This window comes from Actinomadura spongiicola (genome assembly GCF_003432485.1).
Taxonomy (GTDB): Bacteria; Actinomycetota; Actinomycetes; order Streptosporangiales; family Streptosporangiaceae; genus Spirillospora; species Spirillospora spongiicola.
This window is the reverse complement of record NZ_QVNQ01000003.1, coordinates 476,735-492,861: the sequence shown is the minus strand read 5'-3', so window position 1 is coordinate 492,861 and position 16,127 is coordinate 476,735. Positions and strand designations below refer to the sequence as shown.

The window sequence follows — 16,127 nt, the reverse complement described above, 5'->3', positions numbered from 1 at the left end:
ATGGCTCGACTCACCGGCACCGGGCTCACGCTCGGCTACGACGGGCGCACCATCGTCGAGAACCTCGACGTGGTCGTCCCGGACGGGTCGTTCACCGTGATCGTGGGCCCGAACGCGTGCGGGAAGTCGACCCTGCTGCGGGCCCTCGCCCGGATCCTGCGGCCGTCCGGCGGGGCCGTCGTCCTGGACGGCCGGCCGATCGCCGACTGGCCCGCCAAGAAGCTGGCGCGCACGCTCGGGCTGCTGCCGCAGTCGTCGATCGCGCCCGAGGGCATCACGGTCGCCGACCTGGTGTCGCGTGGCCGGTACCCGCACCAGAGCCTGCTGCGGCAGTGGTCGAAGGAGGACGAGCGGGTCGTCACCGAGTCGATGGAGGCGACCGGCGTCCAGGACCTCGCCGAGCGGGCGGTCGACGAGCTGTCGGGCGGGCAGCGGCAGCGCGTCTGGATCGCGATGGCGCTGGCCCAGCAGACCCCGCTGCTCCTCCTGGACGAGCCGACGACCTACCTGGACATCGCGCACCAGATCGAGGTCCTCGACCTGTGCGCGCAGCTCCACGGGGAGGGCCGCACGGTCGTCGCCGTCCTGCACGACCTCAACTCCGCCGCCCGTTACGCCACGCACCTGATCGCCATGCGGGACGGACGGATCGTCGCGGAGGGCGACCCCGGCTCGGTCGTGACGTCCGAGCTGGTCGAGGAGGTATTCGGGTTGCCGTGCCGGGTCATCGAGTGCCCGGAGACCGCGGCCCCGCTCGTCGTTCCCGCGGCGCGCTCCCGGATAGACGCGGTGGGCTGAGCACCCCGGGAATGGTTGTAGCCTTCCAATGGTTGTAGGGGTACAACGATTGGAGGCGGGATGCCCGAGCTCAGTCCCGGCCGCCGCGTCGCGGTGCTGGCCATCTGTTGTATGAGCCTGCTCATCGTCAGCCTCGACAACACGATCCTGAACGTCGCGCTGCCGACGCTCCAGGACGACTTCGACAGCTCCCTGTCCGGACTCCAATGGACGATCGACGCCTACCTGATCACCCTGGCGTCGCTGCTGATCCTGTCCGGCTCCACCGGCGACCGGATCGGTCGCCGCCGCGTGTTCCAGACCGGGCTCACGCTGTTCGTCACCGGGTCCGTGCTGTGCAGCCTCGCGCCGTCCCTCGACCTGCTCGTCGCCGCCCGCGTCGTCCAGGCGGTCGGCGGGTCGATGCTCAACCCCGTCGCCATGTCGATCATCACGAACGTGTTCACCGAGCCGCGCGAGCGGGCCCGCGCCATCGGCGTCTGGGGCGGCGTCGTCGGCATCAGCATGGCCATGGGACCGCTCGTCGGCGGGCTGCTCGTCGAGTCCGTCGGCTGGCGCGCGATCTTCTGGCTGAACGTGCCGATCGGGGTGGCCGCGTTCGCGCTGACCGCGCTGTTCGTCCCCGAGTCCCGGGCACCGCGCCCGCGCCGACCCGACCCGCTCGGCCAGGCCCTGCTGATCGTCTTCCTCGGGTCGCTGACATACGCCATCATCGAGGTCCCCGGACACGGCTTCGGCCACCCGACCGTGTACGGCGCCGCGCTCATCGCCGCCGCGTCGCTCACCGGGTTCGTCCGGCACGCGGTCCGCGCCCCCGAACCCCTCATCGACCTGCGCTTCTTCCGCAGCGTCCCGTTCGCCGGCGCGACCGTCATCGCCGTCAGCAGCTTCGCGGCGCTCGGCGGGTTCATGTTCCTCAACACCCTTTACCTCCAGAACGTCCGCGGGCTGTCGGCGCTGGAGGCCGGGCTGTACCTGCTGCCGATGGCCGCGATGACCGCCGTGTCCGCGCCGCTGTCGGGGCGGCTCGTCGGCCGGCGCGGCCCGCGCCTGCCGTTGCAGATCGCCGGTGCGGCGATGCTCGGCAGCGGGCTGCTGTTCGCCGCGTTCGACGGCGAGACCCGCGACGTCACGCTGTTCGCCGCGTACGTGCTGTTCGGCATCGGGTTCGGCGCCGTGAACTCGCCGGTCACCAACACCGCCGTGTCCGGGATGCCGCGCGCCCAGGCGGGGGTGGCCGCGGCCGTCGCGTCCACCAGCAGGCAGGTCGGGCAGGCGCTCGGCGTCGCCGTCATCGGAGCGGTGCTCGCCGCCGGGATGTCCGGCACGTTCGCCGCGTCCGCGTTCGAGTCCGCCGCCCGCCCGGCATACTGGATCCTGGCCGGGTGCGCCGCCGCGGTCCTCGTCCTCGGGACGGCCACCACGGGTCGCCGGGCCGCCCGCAGCGCCGCGCGCACGGCCGGTCTGTTCGACGCCGAGGAACGTCACGTGACGGGAGCGAGCGCCCCATGACCGAGCCCGCCACCCACTCCACCGAGGCGCCGGACCCGCGCTCCGAGATGGCGGCGCGGGCCTGGCACAACCTGCGGATCCTGCTGCACGAACGCGCCGACCGGCGGCACGAGGCCACCGAGGCGCTCGGCATGAGCTTCATCCGGATCAAGGCGCTGCGCCGCCTCGCCGCCGCGGCGGAGCCGATGACGTTGCGCGATCTCGCCGACGTCCTGCTCACCGACCGTCCCTACACCACCCTCGTCGTGGACGACCTGGTGGGCCGCGGCCTGGTCGAACGGTCCCCGAACCCCGCCGACCGCCGCTCCAAGATCGTAACGGTGACCGAGGCGGGACGTGCCGCGGCGGCCAGGGCCGAACGCATCCTGGACAGCCCACCGCCGATCCTGCGCGACCTTCCGGCGGAGGAACTGGTCGTCCTCGACCGCGTCGCGGCCCGCCTCGTCGCCGACGACTGACCGATCCGGGCGTACGTTCGCGTATGTCCCGGTATGACGGAACCGGTTCCGCGCCTTCCGAGACGTCCACTCGCCGCCCTCGCCCTCGCCTGCGCGCTCGCCCTCACCGCCGCGTGCGCGCTCGACCCCGCGCCGCGTCCCGCGCGGAACACGAAGGCCGCCGTCCCGCGGGCGGCCGCGTTCGACGAGGGCGGGTTCCGGGAGGATCTCCGCACCGCCGAGACGATCATCGACGACTACTGGCGGCGGCACTGGGGACGGCTGTTCACCGGCCGGTACCGGTCACCGCGCGTCGTCGGGCTCTACGACGGCCGCGACGGGCGGTCGGCGCCGCGATGCGACGGCGAGCCGCTGTCGCGGGACAACGCGGCCTACTGCCCGGCGGGCGACTTCGTGGCGTGGGACGCGCACCTGATGCGGTCGGGGTACGCACGCGGCGACGCCTGGGTCTACCTCGTGATCGCGCACGAGTGGGGGCACGCCGTCCAGAGCCGGCTGCGCCGCGGCCTGGTGTCGCCCGCCGCCGAACTCCAGGCCGACTGCCTGGCGGGGGCCGTGCTGTACGGGTCGTCCGACGACGGCACCCTGCGTTTCGAGGACGGCGACGAGCAGGAACTCGTCGACGCCTTCCACCTCATCGGGGACGAGGCGCCGTGGACGAGGCCCGGCGACCACGGCACGGCCGTCGAGCGGCTACGGAGTTTCGCCCGAGGCGGCATGGACGGCGCGCGGGCCTGCTTCACCAGGTCACGTACGAAGGTGCCGTTCCACGGACTCGACCTTAGCGTCGAGGGCCCCGGTCACGCCGGGCCGCAGGTCGGCCTTGACCACCAGGCTCACCCGCGGCGCCCTGGCCGCGACGGCGTCGGCGGCGGCCTTCACCACGGCCATGACCTCGTCCCATTCGCCCTCCACGGTCGTGAACATCGCGTCGGTGCGGTTCGGCAGCCCGCTTTCGCGCACCACCCGCACCGCCTCCGCGACGTACTCTCCGACCTCCTCGCCCACGCCGAGCGGGGTCACCGAGAACGCGACGAGCATGAACCCTCCTAGGGCTGAAGGACGTGCCGTACCACGATCTCATCCAGCCTGCGCTCGACGATCGCCCCCACCGGCCAGTCGCGCACCAGGCACCGCAGCAGTGCCGCCTCGTGCTCGGCGTACGCCGGGTCGCAGCCCTGCTGTTCGAGGCTCGACCTGATCGCCAGGACGTAGTCGTCGCCGGTGAACCCGGGGATCTCCCGGACCATCGCGGTGGTGGTGGCGCGATGGGAGTTCAGCCCGGCGAACGAGCGGCCGCAGCCGCAGCCGCCGTCCGGGTCGTCCTGGTCACGGGCGCAGACCATCCCGATATGGACCAGTTCTCCTTCGACGCACCAGTCGAAGTCGTTGTCGCGGAATCCCTGGGTGGAGTTGGTCGCGGTGAGCAGCTTCAAGGCCATACCCCCTCGGCACGTCCGGTGGCCCCACCGTACGACGAGGGTCTGACGTAACGTCGGGAGCATGAGCGAAGACGACGTTCTGGTCCGGCGCGACGGAGCCTTCACCACGATCACGATGAACCGTCCGCGCCGCCGTAACGCGCTGTCCCGGGCGTTCCTGCTCAGCCTGACCGACGCGTTCCGCGAGGTGGGGGCCACCGACGCCCGCGGCGTGATCCTCGCGGCGAACGGCCCGGTGTTCTCCGCCGGACACGATTTCGCCGACATGGCGGGCGCCTCCCACGCCGACGTCCGCGACCTGCTCCAGGTCTGCGCCGAGCTGATGCGGACGATCCAGTCCGTCCCGCAGGTAGTGGTGGCACGCGTGCACGGCCTGGCCACGGCCGCGGGCTGCCAACTCGTCGCGAGCTGCGACCTGGCCGTCGCGGCGGCCGGCGCGGGCTTCGCGGCTCCCGGCGGAAAGGGCGGCTGGTTCTGCCACACCCCCCTGGTCGCGATCTCTCACAACATCGGCCGCAAACGCGCCGCCGAGATGGCCCTCACCGGCGAGATCTTCGACGCCGCCACCGCCGCCGACTGGGGCCTGATCAACTACGCCGTCCCCGACGACGAGTTGGACAAGGCGACCCACGACCTGCTCCAGCGCGCCACCCAGGGCAGCCCACGCAGCAAGGCCCTGGGCAAACAAGCCATGTACACCCAATTCGACCGCCCCGAACCCGACGCCTACACCTACGCGATCGAGGTAATGGCCGCCTCCGCCCTAACCCCCGAGGCCCAGGAGGGCATGACGGCCTTCCTGGAAAAACGCCCCCCCACCTGGCCCGCCTGACCCCAACCCCTCCGTCACGACCGCTGTGCGTGAGCAGTAACGCACCCGACGCATTCACGCTGCACTAAGTCGACCGCAGCCCTGAGCCGAGCGGTCCGGGACCCCGTCAGATGGACACCTGCTCTGAGTCCCCTCAGCCGCGCGGACGGTAAGACCGATCGCGGGCCTGCGCTTCCCCCGCCACACTGACAGCCAGGTCGATCGTTCGATGGGTGGGGGAACCATCAAAGGGGCTCCGAAGGAGCCTGCTCTGCTTCCCCGCATCCAACCGACAGCAAGGTCGACCGCGAACCTCAGCCCCAAGGGGGGCGTGGGGGCGGAGCCCCCACATCGGGGGTCTGGGGGTCGCCCCCCAGAAAAGCATGGCGAAGGACCAATGGTCCGCGCTCTCCGCGGACATGCCTCGCCTAGGTCCGTAGGGCGGGCGGGACTCGAACCCGCGACCCAGAGATTATGAGTCTCCTGCTCTGACCGGCTGAGCTACCGCCCCGGGCGTCCCCCGGTGACGGTGGGGGCGTGGCCGGTTGTCATCTTAGCGGCGGGTCGTTCGGAGGGGCCACTGAGAATGGGCCGGGTCCTACTTCAGGCGCAGGGAAGTCATCCTTGGTACCGAGTGACGGTTACGGGTACCCGTCGGTAGGGTCCGGCGTATGTCCAGACGCGTGTTCGTTCTCTTTCTGCTGTTGCCGGGGTTGGTGTTCGCCGCGGCGTGTGATGGGGGCGGGTCGGACGAGCCGGGGAGGAAGCCGGATTTCGATGCCGCGCGGACGTTGCGGGATGCCGCTCGGGCGATGGGGAACGTGAAGAGCGTGGCGTTCACGATGGAGTCGGACGGCAGGACGCCGGTGGTCGTGAAGGGCGGCGACATGAGGCTGCTCCGCGGGGGGGACGCCGAGGGGACGTTGACGGTCGAGCAGCAGGGCCAGAACGTCGAGATGAAGGTCGTCGCGTTGGGCGACAGCGTTTATATCAACGCGGCGACGGGTGGGTGGCGCAAGCTTCCGAAGGTTTTGGCGGCGACCATGTACGACCCGTCGGCGGTGTTGGATCCGCGGCGGGGGATCGCGGGGTTGTTGACGTCGGCGGCGGAGCCGTGGGCTGAGGCGGTCGAGAAGGTGGACGGCAAGGAGACGAACAGGGTCGCGGCGCGGTTGCCGCGGGAGCAGGCGGCGGCCTTGATCCCGGGGATCGACACCGATCTTGAGGGGCAGGTGTGGGTGAGCCGGGCGGATCACCGTCTGGTGAAGGTGCGCGGCCGGTTCCCGAAGGAGCGGGGCACGGTGGTGATCTCGTTCACGGAGTTCGACGCGCCGTACAAGATCAACGCGCCGCGGTGAGGGGGCGGCGCCGGGTCGCGGTCGGGGCGGGCGGCGCGGTGGTGCTGCTGGCCGCGTTGGACGCCTATGTCGTCACGACGATCCTGGTGCCGGTCGTCCGGGATCTCGGCATTCCGATCAACCGGTTGGAGCGGGTTACGCCGGTCCTGACCGGGTTCCTGTTGGGGTATGTGGCGGCGATGCCGTTGCTGGGGCAGTTGTCGGACCGGTTCGGTCGGCGGCCGCTGATTCAGGCGTGTCTGGTGTTCTTCGCGGTGGGTTCGGTGGTGACGGCGCTGGCGGACGGTGTGCCGGTGCTGACGGCGGGACGGGTGGTGCAGGGCGTCGCGGGTGGTGCGTTGTTGCCGGTGACGATGGCGCTGGCCGGTGATCTGTGGGACGCGCGGCAGCGGCCCGTGGTGCTCGGCGCGGTGGGGGCGGCGCAGGAGTTGGGGAGTGTGCTGGGTCCGCTGTACGGGGCGGGTGTCGCGGCCGTCGCGGACTGGCGGATGATCTTCTGGGTGAACGTGCCGCTGGTGGCGGTGGCGATGGTCGCCGTCCAGTACGCGGTTCCGGGCGGGCGTGTCGAGGGGCCGCGACCCGGGGTGGACGTGGTGGGCGGGCTGCTGTTGGCGGTGGGGCTGGGGCTGCTGGTCGCGGGGGTCTACAACCCGGAGCCGCAGGAGTCGGCGCTGCCGCCCTGGGGTCTGCCGCTGTTGGCGGCGGGCGCGGTCGTGCTGGTGGTCTTCGTGCTCTGGGAGGTCAGGGCGAGGACGAGGCTGTTCGACCTGTCCGGTGTGCGGCGGGGGCCGCTGCTGGCGACGTTGGGCGTGAGCCTGCTGTCGGGCGCGGCGCTGATGGTGACGTTGGTGGACGTCGTGCTGGTGGCGCAGACCGTGCTGCGCAAGGACGCCACGGACGGCGCCCTGGTGTTGACCCGGTTCCTGGTGGCGTTGCCGGTCGCGGCGGTCGTCGGCGGGGTGGTGGCCAGGCGGGTGGGGGAGCGGTGGCCGATGGCGGCGGGCATGGCGATCGCGGCCGTGGGCTATCTGCTGATCGCGGGGTGGCCCGCGAATCTGGCGGACGCGTCGTACGGCCCGCTGCCGAGGATGGACGTCGATCTGGTCGTCACCGGGTTCGGGCTCGGTCTGGTGATCGCGCCGGTGTCGTCGGCGGCGCTGGCGTTCGTTCCGGCGGCCCGGCACGGTGTCGCGTCGGCCGCCGTGGTCGTGGCGCGGATGATGGGGATGCTGCTGGGCGTCTCCGCGCTGTCGGCGTGGGGGTTCCACCGGTTCCACGCGTTGACGGCCGATCTGCGGCCGCCGCTGCCGTTCCTGATGTCGAAGGACGAGTTCGCCCGGCAGTTGAAGATCTACAACGCGGAGGTTCAGGACGCGTTGCGCACCGAGTACCAGGAGATCTTCTGGATCACCGCCGGGCTGTGCGTCCTCGGGGCCCTGCTCGCGCTGGCCGTTCGAGATCCTGACCGCCAGCGAAACCGAAACTATGGCCGAAAGTGGACATCAATCCCGCATGGCGGGCGGGATTGCGGAAAGGATCGGGCCACAGGCCAGGTGCCGATCAACGAACTCGGGAATATCCTGGGAAACGATGGCCAAAGATGAAGGCTGAGGGCCTCTTGCCGGGAGGGAACTCCCCGGGGAGGTGACGCAGATGCGCAGGTCCGGCAATGGGCGCGGCGCTTCGCCGCTCATCAGGGCGCGCAGGCGGCTCGGTCTGGAGCGCAACGCGCTGCGCCGCCGGGTCGACCGCGTGCAGCGGGCGATCGCTCTCGCGCTGCTCGTGCTGCTGCTCGCCGTGGCGCCGCCGCTCGCGGCGCTGGCCGCGTCCTGGTCCTATGACGCGGGTCTGCGCGCGGAGAACGCCGAGCGCGCCGAGCGCCGTCAGGTCGTCGCGACGGTCACCTCGACCGGGGGGATCGGCACGTCCGGCGACCGGTACGTCCACGAGACCGTCCAGGCCGCCTGGCAGGCCCCCGACGGTAGGGCGCGCTCGGGGACGTTGCCGAGCTGGAAGAACGCCAAGGTCGGGGCGCAACGGGTCATCTGGGTCGACCGGTCGGGTGATCCGACCGTCCGTCCCCGCCCGCACAGCCGCACGGTGACCGACGCCGCGTACGCGGGCACCGCGACGGTTCTCGCGGCCGGGGTTCCGGTGGGGATCGCCTACCTGCTCGTCCGCCGCCGCTGCGATCGGCACCGCGACGAGATGTGGGAGGCCGACTGGGCACGGATGGACGCCGACGCCGGTCACAACCCGCGTTCCTGAGGAACGCCGGTGCCTCTCAGGCGGTGAGCAGGGCCCGAGCCGTCTGGACGAGGGCGGCGTTGTCGGCGGCGGGTGCCCCGTCCGGAAGGACGAGCGTGTCCTCCAGGCCGATGCGGACGTCCAGGTTCAGCCGGACGGCGAGCCGCAGGACGGGCCACGCGCCGCCGTCCTCCCCGTGCAGCAGGACGGGGCGGCCGTGCCGGGTGCCGAGGTCGTGCAGGAGCGCCTTCGCCGTCCCGGTCGCGGTCTCCGGGTCGGGGTCGGTGACCTCGGCGAGGATCCGCAGCACGTGGTGGGCGTGCGGCCAGCGCCTGAACCGTTCGGCGCCGTCGGTGCCGGAGAAGATCCCGGCCTCGATGGCGACGCCGCGTTCGAAGAGCGCCTCGGCGACCAGTTCGGCGCCGTCCTCGTGGAAGTTCACCGACGCGTGGTCGGGCAGGACGGTCCAGGAGCGGATCCGGGTGGCGCGCTCGACCGGGTCGGGCGCCGTCCACGCGCCGGTGGTCACCCCGATCTGGATGGACGGCGTCGACGCGCGCACGGCGCCGACGGCGGCGGCGACATGGACCGGGTCCACGGTGTCGGCGCCCGTGTCGTCCCGCGGATGCAGGTGCGCGTCCTCCGCGCCGACGTCGACGGCGGCGCGGACCGCGACGGCGATCTCCTCCGGCGAGACGGGTACGCCCTCGGTCCGGCGTCCGTTCGGGCAGACCTGAAGCATAGTCCCGATCATCTCAGGTCGTCGCCGGGGCCCTTCGACGCAGGGTCCCGTTCCCGGCCGTCTTGTCCGCCGAGGTGGGGCCGTGGGAGCGGAGGACGACCGGGGTCCGCAGCGCGTCCTCGATCGTCTCGGCCGCGCGTCCGAGCGGCGCGTAGACGGGACGGGCGGTGCGAAGGAGGCGGGTCAGGGCGGCCTGCCGGTCCAGGTCGGGCGGCCCGGTCTCCAAGCACCGGATCCGCTCGCCGCCGATCTCGCCGCCGATTTCGTAGGCCTCGCAGATCCGCAGGTCCGGACGCGCCCCCGCGACGTCCAGATGCGTGACCGCGAGGCCGTCCACACCGCCCACCACGTCCAGCGCGTAGCGGAGCGCGACCGCGTCGAGGTGGCCGACGCGGAAGGCGCCCTGCCAGCGGCCCGCGGCGTTGTGCGGGTCGGGCAGGTCCGCGGTCAGCGCCGGGTCCTCGGTGACGAACGGGCCGGGGCCGTGGCGGGTCGCGTACGCGCGCAGCACCCCGAGCCGCGTCGCGGACCCGCCCGCCTCCGCCAGCAGCGTCTCCGCGTTGGCGAACGTGGTCGTCGACCAGGTCGTGTACGGGTGGAAGCCGTGCCACTCGTCCAGCAGGACGCCCTGCGCGCCCTCGAACACCACGGTCCCGGCGCGGAGCAGGCGCCGCAGGTGGCCACCGCCGACGATCTCGACGCGTGCGCCGAAGGCGGCGAACGCGTCCACGCAGGCGTCGACGTCAGGGACGCGGGCCCCGGACGGGAGAGTGTCGCGGTACCAGTCGCGCAGCGCGGCCAACCGCCGCCGTAGCCGCGCCGGTGACCGGCAGTCGCCGACCCGGGGCGCGTCGTCGTGCGCGAGCGCGTAGGACGCGGTCTCCCCGATGCCCATGCCGCACGACCCGTGGCGCGCCGCGCCACGCGCGGTCTCCCGCGCGTGGTTCGCGGCCCGGTGGTACGGCGTCGTCAGCAGCGCGTCCCGGTCGACGGTCAGCCGGTCGAGGGCGTCGCCGACGCCGACGGCCCGGAGGTGGTCGGCCTCGGCGGCGAGGGCCAGGGGGTCGACGAGCATGAACCGCGACAGGTGCGTCCGGACGCCCGGCGTGAACGTCCCCGACCCGAACTGGGCGAACGTGTGGTGGCGTCCGTCCGTGGTCACGACGTTGTGGGCCGCCTGGGCGCCGCCGTTGAACCGGACGACCGCCTCTACGGGGTTCGCCGAGCAGAGGTGGTCGACGACCGTGCCCTTCCCCGCGTCCCCGAAGCCGAGGTCGACGACGACCACGTGGTCCATGGGTCAGAGGCGCGTGGTCGACGACGGGCGCGAGGCGTCCAGCCCGGGTGGCGTGGACGACACCGCGGCGGGCGCCCGGGACGCGTCCAGCCGGGCGAGCGCACGCGACACCGACGCCCCCGCGTCCGAGCCGGTCTCCGACAGGTGGTCCAGGCCCGCGCCGAGGTCGATGGCGTCCTCGCCGAGCCCGACCGTCAGCGCGATCGTCTCGGACACGGCGTCGAGATCGTCCAGGTAGATCACGTTCTGGCCGAGGAGGTCGTGCCAGAAGTCCTTCAGCTCGCGGCTTCCGGCGTGGTAGGCGCCCTCCGGGATGATGTAGTACACGTCGTACCTCCGCTGGACCTCCCGGACGATCTCGGCGGTCGGGATGTCCGCCGGCGGCTCGTCGCCGATGACCTTCGCGACCTCGCGCCGCTTGACCTTCGGATACGCCAGCTCGTCGCCGATCATGAACAGGTAGCCGCGCCGCCCGCGCCTGTCGAAGCAGTCGATCGCGGTGTGCCGCGCCATGAAGTACAGGGCCAGCTCGTACGACTCGGTCATCTGGCCGCCGCCCCCGCCTTCGAGGAGGATCTTGCCGAGGTCGTCCTCCATCCGGTTGTCGGCCTCGAACTGGCCGATCTGGAGGGGCGCCCGGTCGCAGGTCGCGTCGCCGACCGCGCCGAACAGGATGTGCGGGTGCTCGACGTACCCCTTGCGCAGCAGCAGTCCGAGCAGGTCGGGCAGCCTGGACTGGAGCGTCCGCGGCACCCTGCGCATCGAGCCGGTCACGTCGAACAGGACGCCGATCGCCAGCGACTCGGGGTGGTCGTCGGAGTCCCGGCTCTCCCGGACGGTCACCCCGAACGGGTCGAGGTCGGCGTGGACGGTGGTGGCGCCGCCGTCGGAGTAGGCGAACGCGCTGGCGCCGGTGGACGCGCGGTAGCTCGCGCGTGCGGCGTAGACGTCGGTGGACCAGTGTCCGCTTCCCATGGTCGTCTCCTCAGTGTGCGGTGGGCAGGTGGAAGGGGCGGAAGCGCCGCGGGCCGTAGAGCCGTGCCAGCAGCTCGTCCAGTTCGGCCAGCAGGCGCCAGGCGTCGGACGGGCGCCGGTTCCGCGCGGGGAGCAGGCAGCCGCGGGCGAAGGAGCGCATCGCCTTCGGGGCCTCGTCGCCCATCAGGTCGAGCATGCAGCGGGTGGCCATGAAGACGTCGGTGGCCGGGCCCGCGGTCTGCCGTCCCGGCACCTCCGGCGGGTACCAGTCGGCGTAACGGTCGACCATCGCGGGGACGCGCCCGGCCCCGTCGAGCGCGTGGTGGCCGGTGACGGAGTAGCACCAGTCGACCAGGACGAGCCCGTGCTTCTCGGGGTGGATGAGCACATGGTCGGGCAGGACGGCGCCGTGCAGCACGCCGGCCCGGTGCGCGAACCCGAGGGCGACGAGCAGCCGCCGCCACATCCAGGCCGCGTCGCGGGGGTCGACGCCGTCCGGGAACGCCCGCCGGACCTCGGTCAGGGTGGGGAAGCCGTCCAGCGCGGCGATCACGTTGACCCGCCGCCGCGCGCCCGTCGAGGCGTCCCGGTGCCGGAACGACTCGATCAGGCGCGGCACGTACGGCCGGAACCGTCCGTCACCGTCCCGGGAGAGTCGCCGCAGCGCCTCGGCCTCGCGTTCGAGGAGGTCGCCGTCGCGGGGGTCGCGCGGCATCTTCAGCAGCACGGCGCTCTCTCCGGCGTCCGGGCTCGCCGTGTACAGCTCGGCGAGGTCGCCGCCGATCGCGTCGCCGTCGAGCCGGTAGGTGTGGCGGCGGGTGGTGATCGTGGTGGTGTCGTCGCGGGTGTAGGCGCGCCACAGCGCGTTCAGCCTGATGAACGCGTCGCGGGTGCGGCCGCCGGTCGCGTCGGGGTGGACGAGCCGCGCCAGCCGCCGGTACCGCCGCGCCGCCTCGACCTCGTCCTCCCCGAACAGGTCGGCGGGGACGCGCACCCGGTCGAGCCGCGCCAGCGCGTCGTCGAGCGCCCGGTCGTTCATCGGATCTCCTCCTCCCGGCTGGGTCGCAGCAGCGCGGGGTGCAGGAGGCGGGCGTCACCGGCCCGGTAAAGGCGGGGCCGGGGGCCGCCGCGCCGCCCGCCGCGGTCGGACGTCTCGCCGGTGCTCTCCACGAACCCCGGCACCGACAGCACCTTCCGGTGGAAGTTCCCGGCGTGCAGTTCCTCGCCCCACACCGCCTCGTAGACCGCGCGCAGCTCCGGGATCGTGAACTCGGCGCCGCAGAACGCCGTGGCGAGCGGCGTGTACTCCAGCTTCCCGCGCGCCCGCTCCAGGCCGTCCGACAGGATCCGCGCGTGGTCGAACGCCAGCCGGCGGGTCGTTCCGGGACGCTGGTCCCCGGACTCGGTGAGGCCGAGGGCGTCGACCGGCACCCAGGCCGCGTCGGCGGCGTCCCCGCCCGCCTCGGGGTCGGGCAGCTCCGGCGCGAACGCCAGGTACGCGACGGAGATGACGCGCATCCGCGGGTCACGGCCGGGGGAACCGTACGTGGCGAGCTGTTCCAGGTGCATGCGGCCGAGCGCGCCGCCCTTGGCGCTGAGCCCGGTCTCCTCGGCGAGTTCGCGGACGGCCGCGTCGCTGAGGTCCTCGGCGTCGGTGCCCTGAAGCGGTCCGCCCGCCTGGACGAAACCGCCGGGCAGCGCCCACATCCCCGCGTACGGGGCGTTCCCGCGCCGCACCAGCAGCACGTGCAGGGCTCCGTCCCGGATGGTGAGGGCGACGACGTCCACCGTCACGGAGACCGGGTCGTAGTCGCGCGGGTCGTAGTTCGCGAGGAACTCGCTCTCGTCGCGCGCCGGATCCGGAGTCATCCGTGTCCCCTCCTGTCACTCTCGATCTGAGTAAGTCTCAGTTTGAGTTCATCTCAGATTGAGTACAACATAACGCGGACGGCCGCCGGTGTCCAGGTCTTCGCCGGGAGGAACGGAAGCGGGCGCCGCTCCCGGAGGAGCGACGCCCGCCAAGTTCGGCGAGATCTTACAAAATTGAATCTTCGGGGATCGGCCTCAGCGGCGGTGCCGTCCGCCGGGGTACGGGGGCTCCTCGTGCCACTCCCCGTCCTGAGGACGCGCGCTCTCCCGTGGATCCGTCGGGTAGGAGCCGGAACCATGCGGCTCGGCGGGATACGGCCCGGACGCCGCCGGCTGACCCGGGCCCGACTCGTACGACCCGTACTGGCCACTCCCGTACCGGCCGCTCTCGTATTGACCGCTCCCGTATTGACCGCTCCCGTATTGACCGCTCCCGTACTGGCCGCTTCCGTACTGGCCGCTTCCGTACCGGTCAGACGGGTACTGGCCGCTCCCGTGCTGGTCCGACCCGGGCTGCTCGGGGCGGGACGAATACTGCCCGGACTGCTGCGGGCCGGACGAATAGGCGCCGGAGCCGTACGGGTACGAGGCACTGCCGAACGGGTCCGTGGACGTGTCGGTCTCCGGGGAGAACTGGCCGGTCGGCTGCCGTCCGGTCGGGTACCGCCCGGACGCGTACGGGTCCTCCGGCGCCCCCGGCCGCACGTCGGTCGGCCAGGTCCCAGACTGGCCCGGGTACCCGCCGCTCGGCGCCTGGTCCTGGTACGGGAACGACCGCGGGTCGTGGTGCGGGGCGGGCAGGACGGGCACGCCCGGGGGCGGCGCCACGGACGTCTGGGAGGCCAGAGGGTGCCGGGACGGCGGCTCGTCCAGCAGCAGCTTCAGCTGGCTCTTCCGCCGCCCGTACGCCAGGTACAGCAGCACCCCGAGGACCATCCAGATCCCGAAGTACGCCCACGTCTCGACCTTCAGGTTCAGCATCAGCCAGCCCACCGCGATGATCGTCACGACGGCGGTGAACGGTGCGGCCGGCACCCGGAACGGGCGGTGCAGGTCGGGCCGGCTGTGCCGCAGCGCCAGCATCGCGGCCGGGACGAACAGGAACGCGAACAGCGTTCCGATCACCACGAGCTGCTCCAGCGTGAGCACGTCGATCGTCTGCGACGTCACCAGCGCCGCGCCGCCCGACACCAGCGTGGCCCGGGACGGCACCTTGTAGCGGCGGCTCATGGACGCCAGCGGGCGCGGCAGCAGCCCGTCGCGCGACATCGAGAACACCACCCGCGTCAGGCTGATCACCAGGACCAGGATGACGGTGGTCAGCGCCACCATCACGCCCACGTTGACGAGCTTGCCCATCGCGCCCGCGCCGACCGAGTCGAACGCCGCGGCGATCAGCAGCTTGTTCGGGTCGAGCCTGGCGAAGCCGTCCATGCCGACCATGCCGACCAGCACGACCGCGACGGCCGCGTACAGCACGACCGCGGTGATCAGGGCCGTGAGGATGCCGCGCGGCACCTTACGGGGCGCGTCCTCGGTCTCCTCGGCGGACGTCGCGATCAGGTCGAAGCCGACGTAGGCGAACGCGATCGCGGGCGCCGCCGCGAACAGGCCCCAGACGCCGAACACCTCGGGACTGCCGCCGCCGAGCGCGCCGAGGAGGGCGTCCAGGGCCGTCTTGTCGCCCTCGGGAGCCGGCCGGGCGGGCGGGAGGAACGGCGTGACGTTGTCGGGGCTGAAGAACTTCAGCCCGGTGGCGATGACCAGCCCGACGACGATGAGCTTGGCCATCACCATGAACCACAGCGTCCGCAGGCTCATCCGGCTGCCGGTGGCCAGCATCAGGACGACCAGCAACAGAATGACGAACGCGAAGAGGTCGGGGCCCTTCTGCTGACCGATCAGGTCGCCGAGCCACCCGGGGATCGGAACCCCGAAGTCGTTGAGCGTCTGCGCCGCGTACAGCGACCAGACCCGCGCCAGCACCGACGCGGCGAGCAGCAGCTCCATCACCAGCGCCCAGCCGACGATCCACGCCCACACCTCGCCGAACGCGACGTAGCTGAAGGAGTAGGCGCTGCCCGCCACCGGGATGATCGAGGACAGTTCGGCGAGGGCCAGCGCGACCAGCAGGCACGCGGCACCGGCGATGAGAAAGGACAGGATCACGCCGGGACCGGCGGTCGATACGGCCTGCTCACCCGCGATCTTGAAGATGCCGGAGCCGATCATCACACCGAGGCCGAGGACGACGAGATCTCGGGTTCGGTACACCACGCGAAGCCGGTGCCGGCCACCGTAGATCTTGCCGGTCGCCTGCTCCACCGGCAGGCGCCGGAACATGTTGTTGCGCATGCGCATGTCCCAGGTCATAGGTATCCCCCCAGGCCTGAACCCGCGCCGCTGTTCGCGAGGTGACGGCTTGTCGAATCCCTAAGAATTCACCAGGTATGAGCATAATCGCAACGTTTTCGGGGTGATCCATGTCATAGAGCCGTTGTCGAATCCTGCCAAACCGGCAGGTCGGCGACGTGCCGCGGCGCCGCCCTCACGGACGGCACACGCTTGATTGAGTTTCTCATGGAACGTTCCGGACGAAATCGTTTAAATGGCTGGGC

Annotated in this window: 15 protein-coding genes, 1 tRNA gene and 1 pseudogene; 8 read left to right on the top strand and 9 right to left on the bottom strand. The window is 72.0% G+C overall.

Annotation, left to right across the window (positions count from 1 at the left end; translation table 11 throughout):
* The 4 genes and pseudogenes from D0T12_RS11020 to D0T12_RS36455 form a co-directional block, all read left to right on the top strand.
* A complete protein-coding gene (locus D0T12_RS11020; RefSeq protein WP_117399403.1) occupies nt 1-798 on the top strand; it encodes an ABC transporter ATP-binding protein in 798 nt (265 codons plus the stop codon).
* Between the two features lie 60 nt (nt 799-858).
* Nucleotides 859-2,310, top strand: a complete 1,452-nt coding sequence (locus D0T12_RS11015) for an MFS transporter (protein WP_117399402.1) — start codon at nt 859-861, stop codon at nt 2,308-2,310.
* Entirely contained in the window at nt 2,307-2,768 is a 462-nt protein-coding gene (locus tag D0T12_RS11010; RefSeq protein WP_117399401.1) for a MarR family winged helix-turn-helix transcriptional regulator, read from the top strand. Before D0T12_RS11015 ends, D0T12_RS11010 begins: the two co-directional genes overlap by 4 nt.
* Nucleotides 2,769-2,801: 33 nt before the next feature.
* A pseudogene (locus D0T12_RS36455) lies at nt 2,802-3,470 on the top strand (hypothetical protein); the annotation flags it as partial.
* Between the two features lie 45 nt (nt 3,471-3,515).
* Here D0T12_RS36455 and D0T12_RS11000 read toward each other — a convergent pair.
* Together D0T12_RS11000 and D0T12_RS10995 are read right to left on the bottom strand one after the other, a co-directional pair.
* Nucleotides 3,516-3,809: an MTH1187 family thiamine-binding protein gene (locus D0T12_RS11000; protein WP_117399754.1), complete on the bottom strand. Its 294-nt coding sequence runs from the start codon at nt 3,807-3,809 to the stop codon at nt 3,516-3,518.
* Between the two features lie 8 nt (nt 3,810-3,817).
* Complete coding sequence (locus D0T12_RS10995) at nt 3,818-4,210, bottom strand: DUF7715 family protein (RefSeq protein WP_117399400.1); 393 nt, start codon at nt 4,208-4,210, stop codon at nt 3,818-3,820.
* A gap of 61 nt (nt 4,211-4,271) precedes the next feature.
* Here D0T12_RS10995 and D0T12_RS10990 point away from each other — a divergent pair, with 61 nt between their 5' ends.
* Nucleotides 4,272-5,042, top strand: coding sequence for an enoyl-CoA hydratase-related protein (locus tag D0T12_RS10990; protein ID WP_117399399.1), 771 nt, complete (start codon nt 4,272-4,274; stop codon nt 5,040-5,042).
* A 416-nt stretch (nt 5,043-5,458) separates the two neighbouring features.
* Here D0T12_RS10990 and D0T12_RS10985 read toward each other — a convergent pair.
* Nucleotides 5,459-5,532 (bottom strand) — tRNA-Ile (locus tag D0T12_RS10985).
* A 160-nt stretch (nt 5,533-5,692) separates the two neighbouring features.
* On the opposite strand from D0T12_RS10985, the gene D0T12_RS10980 reads away from it, so the two are divergent.
* The 3 genes from D0T12_RS10980 to D0T12_RS10970 are packed head-to-tail and all read left to right on the top strand — an operon-like array spanning nt 5,693 to nt 8,647.
* A complete protein-coding gene (locus D0T12_RS10980) occupies nt 5,693-6,379 on the top strand; it encodes an LppX_LprAFG lipoprotein (RefSeq protein ID WP_233525967.1) in 687 nt (228 codons plus the stop codon).
* Nucleotides 6,376-7,983 carry an MFS transporter gene (locus D0T12_RS10975; protein WP_117399398.1) on the top strand — a complete coding sequence of 536 codons (1,608 nt, stop codon included), beginning with the start codon at nt 6,376-6,378 and terminating at the stop codon, nt 7,981-7,983. The genes D0T12_RS10980 and D0T12_RS10975 overlap by 4 nt, the downstream gene beginning before the upstream one ends.
* Before the next feature lie 49 nt (nt 7,984-8,032).
* Entirely contained in the window at nt 8,033-8,647 is a 615-nt protein-coding gene (locus D0T12_RS10970; protein WP_147339475.1) for an Rv1733c family protein, read from the top strand.
* 16 nt (nt 8,648-8,663) lie between these two features.
* Here the strand turns inward: D0T12_RS10970 and D0T12_RS10965 are convergent, their stop codons facing one another.
* From D0T12_RS10965 to D0T12_RS10940, 6 genes are all read right to left on the bottom strand, one after another.
* A complete protein-coding gene (locus D0T12_RS10965; RefSeq protein ID WP_117399396.1) occupies nt 8,664-9,368 on the bottom strand; it encodes a 3-keto-5-aminohexanoate cleavage protein in 705 nt (234 codons plus the stop codon).
* A 13-nt stretch (nt 9,369-9,381) separates the two neighbouring features.
* A complete protein-coding gene (locus D0T12_RS10960) occupies nt 9,382-10,665 on the bottom strand; it encodes an adenylosuccinate synthetase (RefSeq protein ID WP_117399395.1) in 1,284 nt (427 codons plus the stop codon).
* 3 nt (nt 10,666-10,668) lie between these two features.
* Complete coding sequence (locus tag D0T12_RS10955) at nt 10,669-11,640, bottom strand: hypothetical protein (RefSeq protein ID WP_117399394.1); 972 nt, start codon at nt 11,638-11,640, stop codon at nt 10,669-10,671.
* A 10-nt stretch (nt 11,641-11,650) separates the two neighbouring features.
* Nucleotides 11,651-12,679 (bottom strand): protein kinase family protein, encoded by a 1,029-nt coding sequence (locus D0T12_RS10950; RefSeq protein ID WP_117399393.1) that lies wholly within the window; start codon nt 12,677-12,679, stop codon nt 11,651-11,653.
* Nucleotides 12,676-13,509 (bottom strand): NUDIX hydrolase, encoded by an 834-nt coding sequence (locus tag D0T12_RS10945; protein ID WP_117399392.1) that lies wholly within the window; start codon nt 13,507-13,509, stop codon nt 12,676-12,678. The genes D0T12_RS10950 and D0T12_RS10945 overlap by 4 nt, the downstream gene beginning before the upstream one ends.
* Nucleotides 13,510-13,704: 195 nt before the next feature.
* Nucleotides 13,705-15,882, bottom strand: coding sequence for an amino acid permease (locus tag D0T12_RS10940; RefSeq protein WP_233525966.1), 2,178 nt, complete (start codon nt 15,880-15,882; stop codon nt 13,705-13,707).
* Nucleotides 15,883-16,127: the final 245 nt, after the last annotated feature.